Raw genomic sequence first — 16,247 nt, 5'->3', positions numbered from 1 at the left:
CTTGCGTGTATGATTGAATTTCAAGTATGCAAGTCCTTTATTTCAAAAAAGCCTCCTAACATTTTTGTTAGAAGGCAAAATTATAGTATAACTATTTAGTTCTTTCCACGCTTAGTCAAAAATAATTTTATTCACTGCATCACGGTCTAATTTTTTAATAACTTCCACCATTAATTTTACAGCATTATCATAATCATCACGATGTAAAATGCCTGCGTGTGAATGGATGTAACGTGTAGCAATACCGATTGATAGCGCAGGTATTCCATTTGCAGTTACATGGATAGAGCCTGCATCTGTACCGCCACCAGCCATTGCCTCGAATTGATATGGAATATTGTGCTCATCAGCCACATCTAATACGAATTCACGTAAGCCACGGTGTGAGACCATCGATGCATCGTAAACGATAATTTGTGGACCAGCACCCATTTTACTAGTTGATTCTTTTGCAGTTACTCCTGGAGTGTCTCCTGCTACACCTACATCGACAGCAAAGCCGATATCTGGTTGGATTTTATGTGTAGCTGTTTTCGCACCACGAAGCCCTACTTCCTCTTGAACATTCCCTACAGAATAAAGGATGTTTGGATGCTTTTCATTTTGCAAACCTTTCATAACATCAATGGCAATTGCACAGCCAATGCGGTTATCCCATGCTTTTGCTAATAAGTATTTTTCGTTTTTCATCACATTAAATTCGAAATATGGTGTTACCATATCGCCAGGACGTACGCCCCATTCAAGAACTTCTTCTTTTGAAGCTGCGCCAACATCGATAAACATATCTTTAATGTCTACCACTTTGTTACGCACATCTGCTGGTAAAATATGAGGTGGCTTAGAACCAATTACCCCAATAATTTCATCGCCTTTACGTGTTGTAATTGTTACACGCTGTGCAAGCATAACTTGGCTCCACCAGCCACCTACAGTTTGAAATTTGATGAACCCTTTGTCATCGATTTGAGTAACCATGAAGCCTACTTCATCTAAATGACCAGCAACCATAATTTTCGGGCCATTTTCATCGCCAACTTTTTTAGCAATGACGCTACCTAAATTATCCTGTTCAACTAAGTCTGCATATGGTCCAATGTATTTTTTCATGACCTCGCGCGGTGCACGTTCATTACCTGCAATACCATTCGCATCTGTTAAATCTTTAAACATTTGTAATGTTGAATCTAGCTGTGTCATCCTTTTACCTCCCGACTCTTATATCTCCTCTATTATACTTCGTTTACCGAAATATTCCTAGTTAAATCGTCTGAAAATTGTTGGATTTCTCACTATCAATTATGTCTTTGCATAATTGCGTCTGGAATCGGCTTTGGGCTTAGGTCTGCGTGAGGGCCGACAAGATGTCGGTCATTTCGGTAATGCCACAGGACGTGGAGTTCTTAGACTGAGTTCCGCTCTTTCAGCGGGCTTTTGGACAACCGCTGAAAGAAGTTAATACCCAGAACGCTGACGATTATAATTTTCTTCATTTTTCTCTATATATGCCGCAACTACGTCCTCAAACGTAAAGCCTAGATTAAACGCAAGTAATCCATAGCATTGCCAGATCACTAAATATCTATCCTCAGTTGGTTGACTAATAAAACTTAAAATATGGTTTTGTGTCATTAAAAATGTTTCTGTTAAATCTCTCTTCTCTTCAATCACTGGCCATTTTTCTATCGCTGTATAACCTTTTAATAGGCCCAGTGATAATATAAAATGAATCGAATCCACATATTCTTCTAGAATCACATCACGTTCTGAAGCTCCCTTTGTGCTCCAAAACTTAAAGCAACGGGTCTCGTTTGCAAGTTCGGCTAGCTCAACCATTAAAGCTAAACCTTTTTCTTTAAATACATCACGTTCAATATTTTGTGTTTTTTCGATGAAATCATCAAGCTCTTTTTGCATTTTAAACAATTTTTGTAAATTCATTTTTTTCTCCTAAATTTCTTAAAAATATTCATATAAAGTGAAACTAATTGTCCCTTACAATCGTATAGGAAGGAATAACCTTTCTTCAAGGGGGAAATTAAAAATGTTGCCGTTACTTATTCGTCTTGCTGTTATTACGCTTATTATCTATGTATTTTATAAAGCGATTCGTTATATAACCGATCCTAAGCGAAAACTTGATGAGGCCTATGAAAAAGGCCACTATTATTTTTATGATGACGTCAAAAATGTCCGAAAAAATTTCTTCATCTCTTATAAGGGTGCTCTTTTCGAAGGTGAAAAATACCTCGGCACGACTGAAGATGCCTTTGAAGTTGTGACGATTTTCGTTGGCGCCCGTGACGCCGCTACACTGCAAGGTTTTACGAAAAAAGACTTTGTATACCTACAGCAAGAAATTCTATTGAACTATCCGAGCGCAAAAATAAATTGGAAGCAGCCCATTGAAAAGCTTATGCACAACACATCCTCAGAATGAGGATGTGTTTTTATTTATCGGAACATTTTACGGTTTTATCACCATAATTGTACTAAGATAAAAATTTGAATAGCTGCTAGCAGTGGGAAGCCAAATGCAAAGCTGTTATGTCGTGTTTTATGACGGAATAAATACATTCCTAGCACGCCACCTGTTGCACCTCCAGCAATTGCTAATGTAAATAGCGAACGCTCTGCGATACGCCATTCATGTTTTTTTGCTTTGGATTTATCCATGCCCATCATAACGAGCAGGACGATAGAAACAATCGCCATATAAGCCAATAATGCTTGTCCCATTGAATACTCCTTTTTTATTTTCTATTTACTACTACTCTAACACAAAAAAAGACTGACGGATAAATCCATCAGTCTTTCAATAAATTTTTGACTTTGTCAAAAATTACTTAGCTACTGCTTTTTTTGCAGTGTCTGCTAATTGAGTGAATGCTGCTGCATCAGTTACAGCTAGGTCAGCTAACATTTTACGGTTAACTTCGATACCAGCAACTTTTAATCCGTGCATTAAACGGCTGTATGAAAGACCGTTCATGCGAGCAGCTGCGTTGATACGAGTGATCCATAATTTACGGAAATCACGTTTTTTCTGACGACGGTCACGGTATGCATATTGACCTGACTTCATTACTGCTTGGTTAGCAACTTTATATAATGTATGTTTAGAACCGTAGTAACCTTTAGCTAATTTCAATACTTTTTTACGACGTTTGCGCGTCACTGTTCCGCCTTTTACGCGTGGCATATGAATTACCTCCTGCTTTTCATTAAAAAATGAATATTAGTTATTTTGTGTTGTCAAATTATTTCATGTAAACAAGTAATGATTTGATGCGTTTGAAGTCACCAGATGAAACGATGTTTGCTTTACGTAGGTGACGTTTTTGTTTTGTAGATTTGTTTGCGAATAAGTGGCTTCCATAAGCACGGTCATATTTTAATTTACCTGAACCCGTTTTTTTGAAACGCTTCGCAGCTCCACGGTGAGTTTTCATTTTTGGCATGTCGAATTCCTCCTAAACTGTTCGTCTAATATTATTTCTCGTTCTTTGGTTGAAGAACTAAGAACATGCTTCGGCCTTCCATCTTCGGTTTTTGTTCAACCGTCGATACTTCAGCACAAGCTTCAGCAAAACGATCTAACACACGTTGACCAATGTCTTTATGTGTAATCGCACGACCTTTGAAACGTAAGCTACATTTAACTTTATCACCTTTTTCAAGGAATTTAATCGCATTACGTAACTTCGTTTGGAAATCATGCTCATCGATTGTTGGGCTCAGACGAACCTCTTTCATTACGATGACCTTTTGATTTTTACGAATTTCACGGTCTTTCTTTTGCTGTTCAAACTTAAATTTACCATAGTCCATGATACGAGCGACTGGCGGCTTGGCTTGAGGGGCCACAAGGACAAGATCCAAGTTTACACGAGTGGCGATTTCTAGCGCTTCGTTACGTGTCTTTACACCAAGCTGGTCACCATTGTGATCGATTAATCGAAGTTCACGTGCGCGAATGCCTTCGTTTACATACATGTCTTTGCTAATAGTAATCCACCTCCAAGTAGTTGTCGCGAATACATGGTTTGGGCAAAGCCTTGCCCGGTTGAACGGTACATCATCTTGTCATCATGTCCATAAAAAAAGGACGGACACTTTGAAGATGTCCGCCCGCTATATGTGCATGCGCAAGTCTACGCAAAACAATTCAACGTGTCATACCTGTTCACAGCCCAAGAGCGTTGTATCAGGTGAGAAGCGGGCAGCCTCTACTTCAACCACAAACTTTGTATTCATTAACCTTAACTATATTAACATGTACTTTTATAAGCTGTCAAATGTTTTTTAGCTTATTTATTAATAAAGTAGCCTAAAACTTTTAATCTAAACCATTATAGTGGCTTCATGATAACGTGTGGTTGATTTCCGTTCCGGCTGGGCGCTTTGTTGCTGACGCTTCGCTTTCGCACAGTTAAAACATTTGCCGCTGACGCTTCGTTAACACTCCGCTTTCGCGCAGAGCAGAGCTTCCTGGGGGCGTCCGATGAGCCGCTTCGCTGCGCTGCAGGGTCTCATCTGTGACGCTAATCCCCAAGGAGTCGCCCAGTCGTAACGAAGATCAACTTATATAAATAGGATACGTTTTAATAAATGTCATCCCAAACTTTTGGAATGTTGCTCAACGAATTCTAATCCTTCTTCTGATTGAATTCGCCTGCAAAGCATTAAAATTATTTTGTAATTTCTGCTTTAATGTTAGCTAAGAAGTCCTGGAAGCTAATTGTTTCTGAATCTTTCGATCCGTAACGACGTACGTTTACGCCACCAGCCTCTACTTCTTTGTCTCCGATCACAAGCATATACGGGATTTTTTTCATTTGCGCTTCACGGATTTTGTAACCTAGTTTCTCTTCACGGTCATCCATTTCAACACGTAAGCCTGCTGCAGTTAATTGCTCTTCAATTTGTTTAGCATAATCAAAGTGCGCTTCGTTTGAAACTGGAATGACTTCAACTTGTACTGGTGCTAACCATGTTGGGAATGCACCTTTGTACTCTTCGATTAAGAAGGCAACGAAACGTTCCATTGTTGATACTACACCACGGTGAATAACAACTGGACGATGTGGCTTACCATCTTCTCCTACATAAGTTAAGTCAAAGCGTTCTGGTAATAAGAAGTCAAGCTGAACTGTTGATAAAGTTTCTTCTTTACCAATTGCAGTTTTTACTTGTACGTCTAGTTTAGGACCGTAGAATGCCGCTTCACCTTCAGCTTCAAAGTAATCTAAGCCAAGCTCATCCATTGCCTCTTTTAACATGCTTTGTGCTTTTTCCCACATTGCATCGTCGTCGAAGTATTTTTCAGTATCCGCTGGGTCACGGTAAGATAAACGGAATGAGTAATCATTTAAATCGAAGTCTTTGTAAACTGCTAAAATTAATTGTACCACTTTTTGGAATTCCACTTTAATTTGGTCTGGACGAACGAAAATATGTGCATCATTTAAAGTCATCCCACGTACACGTTGTAAACCTGAAACAGCACCTGACATTTCGTAACGGTGCATTGTACCAAGCTCAGCAATACGTAATGGTAGGTTACGATAAGAATGCTTGCTGTTTTTGTACACCATCATATGGTGAGGGCAGTTCATCGGACGCATAATTAATGTTTCATTGTCCATTTCCATTGGTGGGAAAATAGAGTCTTGGTAATGATCCCAGTGACCAGAAGTTTGGTACAGCTCTTTAGAACCAAGTACTGGTGTATAAACATGCTTATAACCAAGAGATAATTCTTTATCTACAATATAGCGCTCAATAACACGACGGATTGTCGCACCGTTTGGTAGCCATAGCGGTAAACCTTGACCAACTTTTTGAGAAGTTGTAAATAACTCTAATTCTTTACCGATTTTACGGTGATCACGTTCTTTTGCTTCTTCAAGCATTTGTAGGTGATGTTTTAATTCTTCTTTTTTAAAGAAAGCTGTACCATAAATGCGTTGTAGCATTTTGTTATCTGAGTTACCTCTCCAGTAAGCACCAGCTAATGAAAGAAGTTTAAACTCACGAAGTTTGCCAGTTGATGGTGCGTGGATACCACGGCAAAGGTCGAAAAATTCACCTTGATGGTAAATAGAAACTTGCTCATCTGCTGGAATCGCTTCAAGTAATTCTAATTTATATTCATCGCCGATTTTTTCATAGATCGCTTGTGCTTCATCACGGCTAACATTTTTGCGCTCTATCTCTAGGTTTTCAGCGATAATTTTTTTCATTTCTTTTTCGATTGTTGGTAAGTCTTCAGCAGTAATTGGAGTTGGTGAATCGATATCGTAGTAGAAGCCACCCTCAATAACTGGACCGATACCAAGTTTAACATCTGGGAATAAACGTTTAATCGCTTGTGCTGTTAAGTGCGCAGTAGAGTGACGTAATATTTCCAGTGCTTCCTCATCATCCTGAGTAATAATTGAGATTGTTGCATCCTCTTCAATTGGTGTTTTTAAATCGACTAAAACACCATTTACTTTACCCGCATATGCTTTTTTACGAAGTCCTGGGCTAATTGATAATGCTACGTCATCAGTAGATGTGCCTTTTGCAAATTCCTTTACAGCGCCATCTGGGAAAGTTAATTTAATCATATCTGACATTTTTCTGCACTCCTTATAGTTTTGTTGTGATGCATGATTGAAGTCAAAGAATCTCCGGAATTGATCCTCATTCAATAGGTGTTTGGACACTCACTGAAAAGGAACTACATCCGCATTCATTCACCACTATTTTCCACTGAACGAAAATAAAAAAAGCTCCGTCCCTACGAAAGGGACGAAGCGTATGCTCGTGGTTCCACCCTTCTTCCTTCCGACTTTTTCTAGTCAGACGAAGCTCAAGGCTAGCTAACGGGCTAGGGACCGGCGAAAGATTATCCCTTTCGCTGCTCAGCAGGTAGTAAATAATGTGCTCAAACTAGGAAGCTTACAGCCACTGACTTCCCTCTCTAAAAGCCTTACACAAAATTCATGTCCTCATCAATGCATTTGATCAATTATGCCCCGGCATAATCCGAAGGCTTTAACTTTTTCAGTAAGTGTTTTGGACACCGGTTGAAAGAAGTTAATTATTATATGTGACAGTATACGCTCGATTGTCATAAAATGCAACTGCCAATCTTACAGTCGTCTATTTTGCCCACCCATTTTAATCGGCTCTGTCAAGGCTTTAATACGTTCCATAACACGTCCAGCCTTCACGACTTCTATGTCACCTTTTTGTGACTGTGCTAAATGATGCTCCAACTCATCGTAATTAAAATTAGATGTAATAAATGTTGGCAATTGCTCTGCCATGCGGTAATGGAAAATAGTCCCCAAAATTTCATCTCGCGTCCAAGCAGTCATTGTTTCGGCTCCTAAATCATCAAGCATTAGCACTGGTGCCTTTTTCACATAGTCTATTTTTTCATTCAATGTGTTATCGCCAATTGCATTTTTCATTTCTCGTAAAAATTCAGGCACGAAAACTACAACTGACTTTACTTTAGCCTTCGCAAGTTCATTAGCTAATGCGCCTAACACAAAAGATTTCCCCACTCCAAATTGACCATATAAATAAAAGCCTTTAGCAGGCAAATCCCCTGTATCTAGTACATTTTGAACAAAATCAGTCGCACGGTTTGCAATGTCAACACGTGTATGATCATCAATAAATAAATCACTGATAGTAGCTTGTAGCACATCCTTTGGCATATGCATACTTGCTATCATATTAGCAACATCACGGCGCTCATCTTCACGTATCTTTTGCTCGCATCGTACATAATCAATTTCAACAGTACTCCTTACTACACGTAAAGTAGGTAAAAAACCTTTTAAGTAATTTGTACAATTTTCTGTATTGTCACAGCCACAGCAGACTGTAGATTGACTAATAAATTCATGGAGCTTCGGTAAATTACGTTCAACCGCATCATAGCTTAACTCATCCATATGCTCAGCTAAAAAATCTTGCACACGAGGGTTTTCTAATATTTCTTTACGCATCGCTTCATATCTTTCTTGAAATGATGGTACCTTAATTGCTCTTTTTAATGGTCCATTAATCGGTTCGATTGTCATTCACCTACCTTATTTTGAATATTACCTAATTTCTCTAGTATCTTTTGTCTTTCCTTTTCAAAATCAGTAGTTCCAGTATTTGTTGTATCTTTTAATACTTCCTCTGATTTTTCATTACGCTTATAAAACCAATCTGGTACTTTTTCCTCTCGGCGATTTTTTGTGTAAGAGTTCTTTTTTGCCGAAGACTGGGGTTTATTTTTCCACGTAGTGTACTTATCATGTTCTTTACGTGCTAGCTCCATTGCTTCTTTTGCTGTTTGAATATTTTTACGTACCCAATGATCCGCAATCGTTTCCACATACTTCTTAGGCAGCTTCATATCAGTTGTTAGCATTACATATTCCAGAAGAGCATTAACAACCCCTACCGGCATTCCATGCTGGACAATTAAACTCTCTGCAAGCTGTACGGAGGTCTGTAGCGGTTCTTTGCCATTATTGATATCTCGCAATACTTGCACTGGGGGAGTCGTTTCTAAATATTGCTGTAGCTCCTGGTCCTTTGTTTTTTGGCCCGGTTCATCTACGGATGACGGCTCACTCACTCTAGCAAGCTTTGGTGGTTCTTTTGATACCGTTAGCTTATAAAAATCCGCAGCGGCCTTACGTAAACGTTCCAGTGAAATACCTAGATCATCATCTAATGCCAGAATTACTACCTTTTGCATATCGAGTGCTGTTAAGCGATATAAAAACGCTAATTTCGCTATTGTTTCACGCACCTCAAATGTTAGTAGACTTGCCGGGACTAGTTGCTCCGATAAGCCCGCTTGCAGCAGTTCAAAGTCAAACTGGTCAAAATAAAACGGATATATCTTTTGCTGTGTATCCTTACGACTAGTATCTGCTTGTAAATCCTCTGGAATCCTTGTACTTACAGGCTTAAAAACGTCTATGAATGCACGCGATACATCTTTAAATTCTGCATCTCTTGTAGATGGAATAAAACGCTGACGTAACTTCCGATAAGCTTGCTCCCCAATTTTACTAAATAAAAACATCGACAGCAGTGGGTCTTTCATAAAACTATCCGCATCAAGTGGACGTATCAGCTCATATAAAAAGCTTCGCTCGCCATCATCCTCTTTTTTCCATGTGCGTAACAGGCCAATTGCTTCAAGCGCAATACGTGCCTCAAATACTTTGCCAATAGGAATCCCTAGCACATTCATTAAATAATAATGCGTCATTTGCTGCTTTGGCATTTGCTCAGCCTCTGCCCATAATGTTAAATAAAGGCTGATTGGTTCCGCTCCAATTAAAGGCTGATAAAAAAGCGTTACTAATTGACGTTCCTGCGTAGAAAGTGCATGAGGTAGACGAATGTCAAAAGAATCAGCAGGCTGTAATTCCTTATACAAATGGATCAACGTCATTCCCCTCTCTATTTCCTATAATTTCTGCTCTGTTTGACGTTGGATAATTTCTTTAATTTCTTCAATAAAGACATTGATATCCTTAAATTGACGATAAACCGATGCAAAGCGCACATACGCAACCTCATCGATTTTCGCTAAGCGATCCATTACCATTTCTCCTACATCCTCAGATCGGACTTCAGAATTCCCAATACGGCGAAGATCTTTTTCAATAGACATTACTAGTCCTTCAAGTACTTCAAGAGAAACAGGGCGTTTTTCGCAAGCGCGAATAAGTCCACGAAGTACCTTTTCACGGCTAAATTCTTCTCGTGAACCCTCTTTTTTCACTACAACTAACGGTGTCTCTTCAATTTTTTCAAACGTTGTAAAGCGGAAGCCACATGACTCGCATTCACGACGTCTACGAATTTCTTTATTATCATCAACTGGCCTCGAATCCACAACACGCGTTCCGTTAAATTGGCAAGATGGACATCTCATATAATTACTCTCCTGATTTCACAACAATTTAGTATTTCTATTATAACAAATTTCCTATGTATAAGAAAAGCGCATTGACGATAGTGTGCTCATGATAAGCCTTGAAAGCCAAAAGTACAAGCATAGATTTTACAATCTAATACAAAAAGCACATTGAAATCACTCGGATTTCAATGTGCTCAACATATTTGCTCGATTATGCATTAACCGTTTCTAATGCTTTTGCCACTTTTTTCACAAGATCTACAACGCGTGCTGAATAACCCCATTCATTGTCGTACCAAGCAAGCACTTTCACTTTGCGGTCACCCAAAACCATTGTAGAAAGTCCATCTACTGTTGAAGAGTAAGTTGTTGTATTGTAATCAGAAGATACTAGAGGCTCAACTGAGAAGTTTAAAATACCTTTCATCGGACCTTCAGTAGCTGCCTTAACGAATGCAGCGTTGATAGAATCTACAGTTACATCAGTATTTAAATCAACTACTAGGTCAACTAATGATACGTTTGGTGTTGGAACACGAAGTGCCATACCATGAATTTTGCCTTCTAATTCCGGTAACACTAATTTCAATGCTTTTGCAGCACCTGTAGATGTTGGAATGATAGACTGTGCGCAACCACGTGCACGACGTAAATCTTTATGTGGATTGTCTAAATTCTTTTGGTCATTTGTATAAGCGTGAACTGTTGTCATTAAACCGTTTTCGATACCAAATGTGTCATTTAATACTTTAGCAACTGGTGCTAAGCAGTTTGTTGTACAAGAAGCATTTGAAATAACATCATGTTTTGTGATATCAAGTTTCTCATCATTTACACCTAAAACAATTGTTACGTCCTCGTTTTTACCAGGTGCAGTTAAGATAACTTTCTTTGCGCCTGCTTCTAAGTGCATTGCTGCTTTTTCACGATCATTAAATTTACCAGTTGCTTCAATAACGATATCCACACCCATTGTTGCCCATGGTAATTTTAATGGATCGCGTTCGCTAATAATTTGAACACGTTTACCATTTACGATTAAAGCATCGCCTGCAGGCTCCACTGAACCCTCGAACGTACCGTGATTTGTGTCATACTTAATCAAATGTGCTAACGTTTCAGCTGGATAGCTGGCGTTAATTGCAACGATATTTAAACTTTCTTGTACGATCGCTTGGCGGAAAACCATACGTCCGATACGTCCGAAACCATTAATAGCAACTGATACTGTCATTTATAAAATCCTCCTGTGAGTCATACTCAAATTAATTATATACTTTATGGTGATTAGTATAACACAATCTCAAAAAAGATGAACATTATATATTCATAATATTAAAGTTCTTATTTTCTGAAAAATAAAATCGCCTAAATTAGTCCTTATTATGGTATAAAATCACAAAAAAATGCATAGCAAAGTGTTCTTGCTACGCATTCGTGTTGTAAACTATTATGTCATTGAAATTAATGTGTCATATTAAATAAAGTAGGGCTCTTCGGCAAAGCTAGGGGTTGATTTCCGTTCCGGCTGGGCGCTTTCCTGGGGGGCGTCCGTTGAGCCGCTTCACTCGCGTTGCTCGCTCCAGGGTCTCGGGCCAACAGATGTCTTTTGCGCGAAAGCGTGAGTGAAACGTAGCGGCAGCAGCACGATGTTGGTCACGAAGGCGTTATCACAGGACGTGATGGTTTTAGCCTTCGTTCCTCTATTGCTAATCCCCTAGGAGTCGCCCAGCCGTAACGAAGATCAACCACTTCACATAGCGTGTATCTTCTGGCATGTTACTCTAATTTGCAGTGATAAAAACGAAATTTCAAGCAATAATGTTTACCTATGCGAAAGAGAAGCGTCAACAACAACATATGTTTTAAGAGTACAAATTACAGATGTACAATCGTGTCTCTGTCATAAGTCAAATCGTAGCAATTCAAGTAGCCTTGAAGGAAATACCATCATTTAAAGTGCAACAAAACGAAGATTTCTTCGACCAATTTGTTTATCAAAAGTATAAATGCGCAGCAAGATTTTCTTGCTACGCATCTAAAGATTACAAATTCTTAGTTAAACTATAATACATCCCAATAAGTCAGGATTTTTTTCAGTTGTTGCTCTGTTTGTTCTAGATTTTCATTGTTGTAAATAACCGCATGGGCACCTTTTTCTTTGACTGACATTGGTAACTGAGAATGCATTCGAGCTAATGCATCCTCCTTTGATAAGTTGTTACGCTCCATTAAACGACGAAGCTGCACCTCTTCACTAACCGATACCACGATAATGCGCTCAACAAAATGCTGTAATTTATTTTCAAATAAAAGTGGAATATCCATCACAACATGCTTTTCTCCGCCCTCTATATACGCATCGCGCTGGCGTAACATTTCCTTGCGAATAGCAGGATGCATAATATCATTTAACATTTTACGCTTAACAGGCTCGTGAAAAATAATATCGCCGAGCTTAGCACGATTTAAACTCCCGTCTTCTAGCAATATATTTTGCCCAAAATTTTCAACAATTAGCTTTAAAGTCTCCGTTCCTGGTTCAACAACATCACGCGCTACAATATCTGCATCGACAATTGGTAAACCAAGTGCTGTCATCATTTTTACTACTGTACTTTTTCCGCTCGCTATACTTCCTGTTAATCCGATAATCATAGTTAAATCCCCTTTAATGTTGACAATTTGGGCAAAAGACTGATGTGCGCCCACCTATCGTCATTTGGCTCGTTGCAGTTCCACACGTTGGACACATCTTCTTCCCATACATTTGCAGTCGATTCTGCATACTTCCAGCCTCACCATTTATATTACGATAATCTGAAATTGTTGAACCTCCTGCTTCAATGCTTTGGCGTAAAATAGCGACAATCGCCTCGAACAATTCACGTTTACGCTTTTCACTAATGCGGTTCATTGTACGGGCCGGATGAATTTTTTGCGCAAATAATGCTTCTGTTGCGTAAATATTACCACAGCCCGAAATGACTTGCCCATCCATAATTACATCTTTAACGGCCTTTTTTCCATACTTCGGCAACTTTGATTTCGCAATAAAATAATCACATGCTATTTCATCGAATGGCTCTGGTGCCATTTTTGTTAATGGTGCATGATCCTCAATCTTTGTTAAAAAACGTAGTTCACCAAAGCGGCGTATATCTGAATAAATTAAATAGCCCCCATCCGCCATTTGAAACGTAGCATGAATATGCTTTTTAAATTTCACCTCTTGGATTTCCTCAGGCGAATTTACCACAAACCAAGCACCTGTCATCCCCAAATGACTAACAAGCACATAAGGGACATCTTCCTTCAGTAAATGAAAGAAGATATATTTTGCTCGTCGTTCAATTGTTGTAATCGTCATTTGAGACAACGATATTTCAAATGCATCAGGCTCAGCTTGCTTCACGATACATTGCTTTCCTTCCCCAAAGGAAAAACGAATAATTTCAGATAGTTGAACTTGTTGAATTGTCCGCCCTTCAATTTTAGGTTTTAATGCCTGGACGACACCTTCAACCTCTGGTAATTCAGGCATTTTAACCCCTCCTTATTTTGCTTCGTACCAAGTTGCACCGTAGTTAAAATCTACTTTTAATGGTACTGAAAGCTCGATTGCGTTCTCCATAACTTCTGGTACTATTTTTTCAAGCAATGCAATCTCCTCTTTAGGTGCTTCAAATATTAATTCATCATGCACTTGTAAAAGGATTTTTGCCTGCATATTTTCTTTTTTCAAACGAGCATCCATATCAATCATTGCTTTTTTAATAATATCAGCTGCACTACCCTGAATTGGTGTATTCATTGCAGTACGCTCTGCAAAGCTTCGTAGATTGAAATTCGAGCTCGTAATGTCAGGTAAATATCGACGTCTATTTAAAATCGTTGTCACATAACCATTAAACTTCGCATCTCGGACGATATCATCCATGTATTGTTTTACACCTGGGAAACTTGCAAAATACTTCTCGATAAATGTAGCAGCTTCCTTACGAGTAATATCCAAGTTTTGCGATAAGCCATAATCACTAATCCCATAGACAATACCAAAGTTCACCGCTTTTGCAGCACGACGCATATTACTATCGACCTCATCTTCTGAGACATGGAATACATCCATCGCAGTACGTGTATGAACATCCATACCTTCACGGAAAGCTTCGACTAAATTTTTATCCTTCGACATATGGGCCAATACACGCAATTCGATTTGAGAATAATCGGCAGAAAATAGTATCCAATCTTCTTTCGATGGCACAAACGCCTGACGAATTTTTCGTCCTTCTTCTAAGCGAATCGGGATGTTTTGTAAATTCGGATCCGTTGAGCTTAAACGTCCTGTAGCTGTTAATGCTTGCTGGAATCGCGTATGCACCTTTCCATCCTCTTTATGGATTTCTTTTAGTAAGCCTTCGATATAAGTTGACTGTAATTTCCCTAGCTGGCGATATAAAAGAATATGCTCAATAATCGCATGCTCTGGTTTTAATTTTTCCAATACATCCGCTGCAGTGGAATAACCTGTTTTCGTTTTTTTAATAACAGGAAGACCAAGTTTATCAAAGAGGATAACACCTAATTGCTTTGGTGAATTAATATTGAAGGTTTCTCCTGCTTCAGCATAAATTGCTTGTTCAATAACAATTAGCTTATCATTTAATTCCTGGCCCATTTTCTCTAATGTGGCACGATTGACCGTGATTCCTTCACTTTCCATTTCCCCTAAAATAGAAGCAAGCGGAAGTTCTAAGTTTTTATAGAGTTCGAACTGTTCATTTTCCTTTAACAATGCCTCAAGCTTTGGCTGTAAAGACCACACAGCAAAGGCTTTGCGGCTAGCATGCTCAGCAAGTGCATCTATAGCTGGTATAGCTCGTTTCGCCCCTTTACCATAAACGGCCTCATTTGCCTGCACATTACGATAACCTAGTTCTTTTGCAAGAGTTGCCACATCATCACCACTTAGCGCAGGGTTATTAATATAAGAAGCAAGCAATAAGTCAAATTCCACACCAGCTAAACGTATTCCCACACGTTTTAACGCAGCTTGAGATGCTTTTGAATCAGACATGTACTTAATTTTAGTAGCATCTTCTAACCAGAGACGAAGAACATCTGATTTAGCCGCAACATCAAATGATACGTACATTGTTTTCTCTCCATCTGTTAATGCAATACCTAGTTGCTGGCAAGTATGATAATGCTCGTCCTCTAACTCCAAGTGCACTGCCATTACATCTTTTAAGTGCTCTTGCGTTACTTCTTCCACAATTTCATAGTCAAAAGGTGCCTGTTCCTCTTCTGGGACAGTAAAATCACTTTTTTCTAGAAGTGATTTAAAACCAAGCTCTTGCCACACACTAATTAATTCTTCCTCATTCGGACCCTTGTAAGTAAGATCAGAAAGCGTTATATCAATCGGCGCTTTTGTAAAAATAGTAGCTAGCTTTTTACTCATTAGTGCCTGTTCTTCATTGGCAACTAATTTTTCTTTCATTTTAGAAGCCTTCACCGTATCCATTGCCGCATAAAGCGACTCTACTGAACCATGCTCTTTAAGTAATTTAACTGCCGTTTTTTCACCGACACCTGGTACACCAGGGATGTTATCTGAAGAATCCCCCATTAAACCTTTCATATCAATAATTTGCCCGGGAGTTAAGCCGTATTTTTCTGCAATAAAGGCTGGTGTATTTTTTTCAATTTCAGTAATACCTTTTTTCGTAATGTATACTGTTACTTGCTCAGTCGCGAGCTGTGTTAAGTCACGATCTCCTGATACAACGATGACATCCATATCCTGAGTTGAAGCTTCAGTGGCAAGTGTCCCTATAATATCGTCCGCTTCGTACAATTCAAGCTCATATCGCTTAATACCATATGCATCGATAAGCTTGCGTATATAAGGGAACTGCTCAGATAACTCTGGTGGAGTCTTTTGTCGACCACCCTTATATTCCGTAAATGTTTCATGACGGAAGGTTGTCTTACCCGCATCAAAGGCAACCAAAATTTTCGTTGGCTGCTCTTCCTCCAATATTCTTTGTAGCATCGTTGTAAAGCCGTACACTGCATTTGTATGAATTCCACTATCATTCGTTAATAATGGCAACGCAAAAAAAGCGCGATATGCTAAACTATTGCCGTCCAATAATAGCAATTTATCCTTAGTCATGATTTTATCCTCCTGCGTTTTCGTCTTCTTAATTGTAAAACGAAAACGTATGTTTGAAAATGCCTCTTCCTTTTTACTTTATCGAGAAAACAGGTATTTTACCAATCATAACGTTGAAAATCACCA

Annotated in this window: 15 protein-coding genes; 1 reads left to right on the top strand and 14 read right to left on the bottom strand. The window is 38.9% G+C overall.

Features of this window, described 5'->3' with window-relative positions; all coding sequences use genetic code 11:
* Positions 1-111: 111 nt before the first annotated feature.
* Together ABE34_RS22785 and ABE34_RS22780 are read right to left on the bottom strand one after the other, a co-directional pair.
* On the bottom strand, positions 112-1,200 hold the full coding sequence (locus ABE34_RS22785) for a M42 family metallopeptidase (protein WP_197144714.1): 1,089 nt from the start codon (positions 1,198-1,200) through the stop codon (positions 112-114).
* A gap of 255 nt (positions 1,201-1,455) precedes the next feature.
* The gene (locus ABE34_RS22780) at positions 1,456-1,941 is read right to left on the bottom strand and encodes a dUTP diphosphatase (protein ID WP_197144713.1); all 486 of its coding nucleotides are present in this window, start codon (positions 1,939-1,941) and stop codon (positions 1,456-1,458) included.
* A gap of 103 nt (positions 1,942-2,044) precedes the next feature.
* Between ABE34_RS22780 and ABE34_RS22775 the strand changes: the two genes are divergently transcribed.
* Positions 2,045-2,440 carry a sigma-w pathway protein ysdB gene (locus ABE34_RS22775; protein WP_197144712.1) on the top strand — a complete coding sequence of 132 codons (396 nt, stop codon included), beginning with the start codon at positions 2,045-2,047 and terminating at the stop codon, positions 2,438-2,440.
* 38 nt (positions 2,441-2,478) lie between these two features.
* Here ABE34_RS22775 and ABE34_RS22770 read toward each other — a convergent pair whose 3' ends face one another.
* From ABE34_RS22770 to polA, 12 genes are all read right to left on the bottom strand, one after another.
* Positions 2,479-2,739, bottom strand: coding sequence for a DUF1294 domain-containing protein (locus ABE34_RS22770; RefSeq protein ID WP_197144711.1), 261 nt, complete (start codon positions 2,737-2,739; stop codon positions 2,479-2,481).
* 103 nt (positions 2,740-2,842) lie between these two features.
* On the bottom strand, positions 2,843-3,202 hold the full coding sequence (gene rplT, locus ABE34_RS22765) for a 50S ribosomal protein L20 (protein ID WP_053592414.1): 360 nt from the start codon (positions 3,200-3,202) through the stop codon (positions 2,843-2,845).
* Between the two features lie 58 nt (positions 3,203-3,260).
* The gene (gene rpmI / locus ABE34_RS22760; RefSeq protein ID WP_004226312.1) at positions 3,261-3,461 is read right to left on the bottom strand and encodes a 50S ribosomal protein L35; all 201 of its coding nucleotides are present in this window, start codon (positions 3,459-3,461) and stop codon (positions 3,261-3,263) included.
* 31 nt (positions 3,462-3,492) lie between these two features.
* A complete protein-coding gene (gene infC, locus ABE34_RS22755; RefSeq protein ID WP_024363824.1) occupies positions 3,493-3,996 on the bottom strand; it encodes a translation initiation factor IF-3 in 504 nt (167 codons plus the stop codon).
* A gap of 695 nt (positions 3,997-4,691) precedes the next feature.
* Positions 4,692-6,623: a threonine--tRNA ligase gene (gene thrS / locus ABE34_RS22750; RefSeq protein WP_197144710.1), complete on the bottom strand. Its 1,932-nt coding sequence runs from the start codon at positions 6,621-6,623 to the stop codon at positions 4,692-4,694.
* A gap of 519 nt (positions 6,624-7,142) precedes the next feature.
* The gene (gene dnaI / locus ABE34_RS22745; RefSeq protein ID WP_346655608.1) at positions 7,143-8,081 is read right to left on the bottom strand and encodes a primosomal protein DnaI; all 939 of its coding nucleotides are present in this window, start codon (positions 8,079-8,081) and stop codon (positions 7,143-7,145) included.
* A 2-nt stretch (positions 8,082-8,083) separates the two neighbouring features.
* Positions 8,084-9,466 (bottom strand): replication initiation and membrane attachment family protein, encoded by a 1,383-nt coding sequence (locus ABE34_RS22740; protein ID WP_241747244.1) that lies wholly within the window; start codon positions 9,464-9,466, stop codon positions 8,084-8,086.
* 15 nt (positions 9,467-9,481) lie between these two features.
* A complete protein-coding gene (nrdR, locus tag ABE34_RS22735; RefSeq protein ID WP_049667519.1) occupies positions 9,482-9,952 on the bottom strand; it encodes a transcriptional regulator NrdR in 471 nt (156 codons plus the stop codon).
* A gap of 196 nt (positions 9,953-10,148) precedes the next feature.
* The gene (locus ABE34_RS22730; RefSeq protein ID WP_079561574.1) at positions 10,149-11,171 is read right to left on the bottom strand and encodes a glyceraldehyde-3-phosphate dehydrogenase; all 1,023 of its coding nucleotides are present in this window, start codon (positions 11,169-11,171) and stop codon (positions 10,149-10,151) included.
* Positions 11,172-12,001: 830 nt separating this feature from the next.
* Positions 12,002-12,595 carry a dephospho-CoA kinase gene (coaE, locus tag ABE34_RS22725; RefSeq protein ID WP_197144708.1) on the bottom strand — a complete coding sequence of 198 codons (594 nt, stop codon included), beginning with the start codon at positions 12,593-12,595 and terminating at the stop codon, positions 12,002-12,004.
* 13 nt (positions 12,596-12,608) lie between these two features.
* The gene (mutM, locus tag ABE34_RS22720; protein ID WP_197144707.1) at positions 12,609-13,481 is read right to left on the bottom strand and encodes a bifunctional DNA-formamidopyrimidine glycosylase/DNA-(apurinic or apyrimidinic site) lyase; all 873 of its coding nucleotides are present in this window, start codon (positions 13,479-13,481) and stop codon (positions 12,609-12,611) included.
* 12 nt (positions 13,482-13,493) lie between these two features.
* Positions 13,494-16,121: a DNA polymerase I gene (polA, locus tag ABE34_RS22715; RefSeq protein WP_197144706.1), complete on the bottom strand. Its 2,628-nt coding sequence runs from the start codon at positions 16,119-16,121 to the stop codon at positions 13,494-13,496.
* Between the last annotated feature and the right edge of the window lie 126 nt (positions 16,122-16,247).

This window comes from Lysinibacillus sphaericus, from assembly GCF_015844675.1.
In the GTDB taxonomy this organism is placed as follows: Bacteria; Bacillota; Bacilli; order Bacillales_A; family Planococcaceae; genus Lysinibacillus; species Lysinibacillus sphaericus_E.
Note: the sequence above shows the minus strand (reverse complement) of the source record. Positions and strands in the feature narration are given on the sequence as shown.

Coding starts and splice junctions, on each gene's coding strand:
- rplT (WP_053592414.1), bottom strand. CDS start 3,202: ATGCCACGCGTAAAAGGCGGAACAGTGACGCGCAAACGTCGTAAAAAA.
- ABE34_RS22785 (WP_197144714.1), bottom strand. CDS start 1,200: ATGACACAGCTAGATTCAACATTACAAATGTTTAAAGATTTAACAGAT.
- thrS (WP_197144710.1), bottom strand. CDS start 6,623: ATGTCAGATATGATTAAATTAACTTTCCCAGATGGCGCTGTAAAGGAA.
- nrdR (WP_049667519.1), bottom strand. CDS start 9,952: ATGAGATGTCCATCTTGCCAATTTAACGGAACGCGTGTTGTGGATTCG.
- ABE34_RS22780 (WP_197144713.1), bottom strand. CDS start 1,941: ATGAATTTACAAAAATTGTTTAAAATGCAAAAAGAGCTTGATGATTTC.
- infC (WP_024363824.1), bottom strand. CDS start 3,996: ATGTATGTAAACGAAGGCATTCGCGCACGTGAACTTCGATTAATCGAT.
- ABE34_RS22730 (WP_079561574.1), bottom strand. CDS start 11,171: ATGACAGTATCAGTTGCTATTAATGGTTTCGGACGTATCGGACGTATG.
- ABE34_RS22775 (WP_197144712.1), top strand. CDS start 2,045: ATGTTGCCGTTACTTATTCGTCTTGCTGTTATTACGCTTATTATCTAT.
- coaE (WP_197144708.1), bottom strand. CDS start 12,595: ATGATTATCGGATTAACAGGAAGTATAGCGAGCGGAAAAAGTACAGTA.
- ABE34_RS22770 (WP_197144711.1), bottom strand. CDS start 2,739: ATGGGACAAGCATTATTGGCTTATATGGCGATTGTTTCTATCGTCCTG.
- mutM (WP_197144707.1), bottom strand. CDS start 13,481: ATGCCTGAATTACCAGAGGTTGAAGGTGTCGTCCAGGCATTAAAACCT.
- rpmI (WP_004226312.1), bottom strand. CDS start 3,461: ATGCCAAAAATGAAAACTCACCGTGGAGCTGCGAAGCGTTTCAAAAAA.
- polA (WP_197144706.1), bottom strand. CDS start 16,121: ATGACTAAGGATAAATTGCTATTATTGGACGGCAATAGTTTAGCATAT.
- ABE34_RS22740 (WP_241747244.1), bottom strand. CDS start 9,466: ATGACGTTGATCCATTTGTATAAGGAATTACAGCCTGCTGATTCTTTT.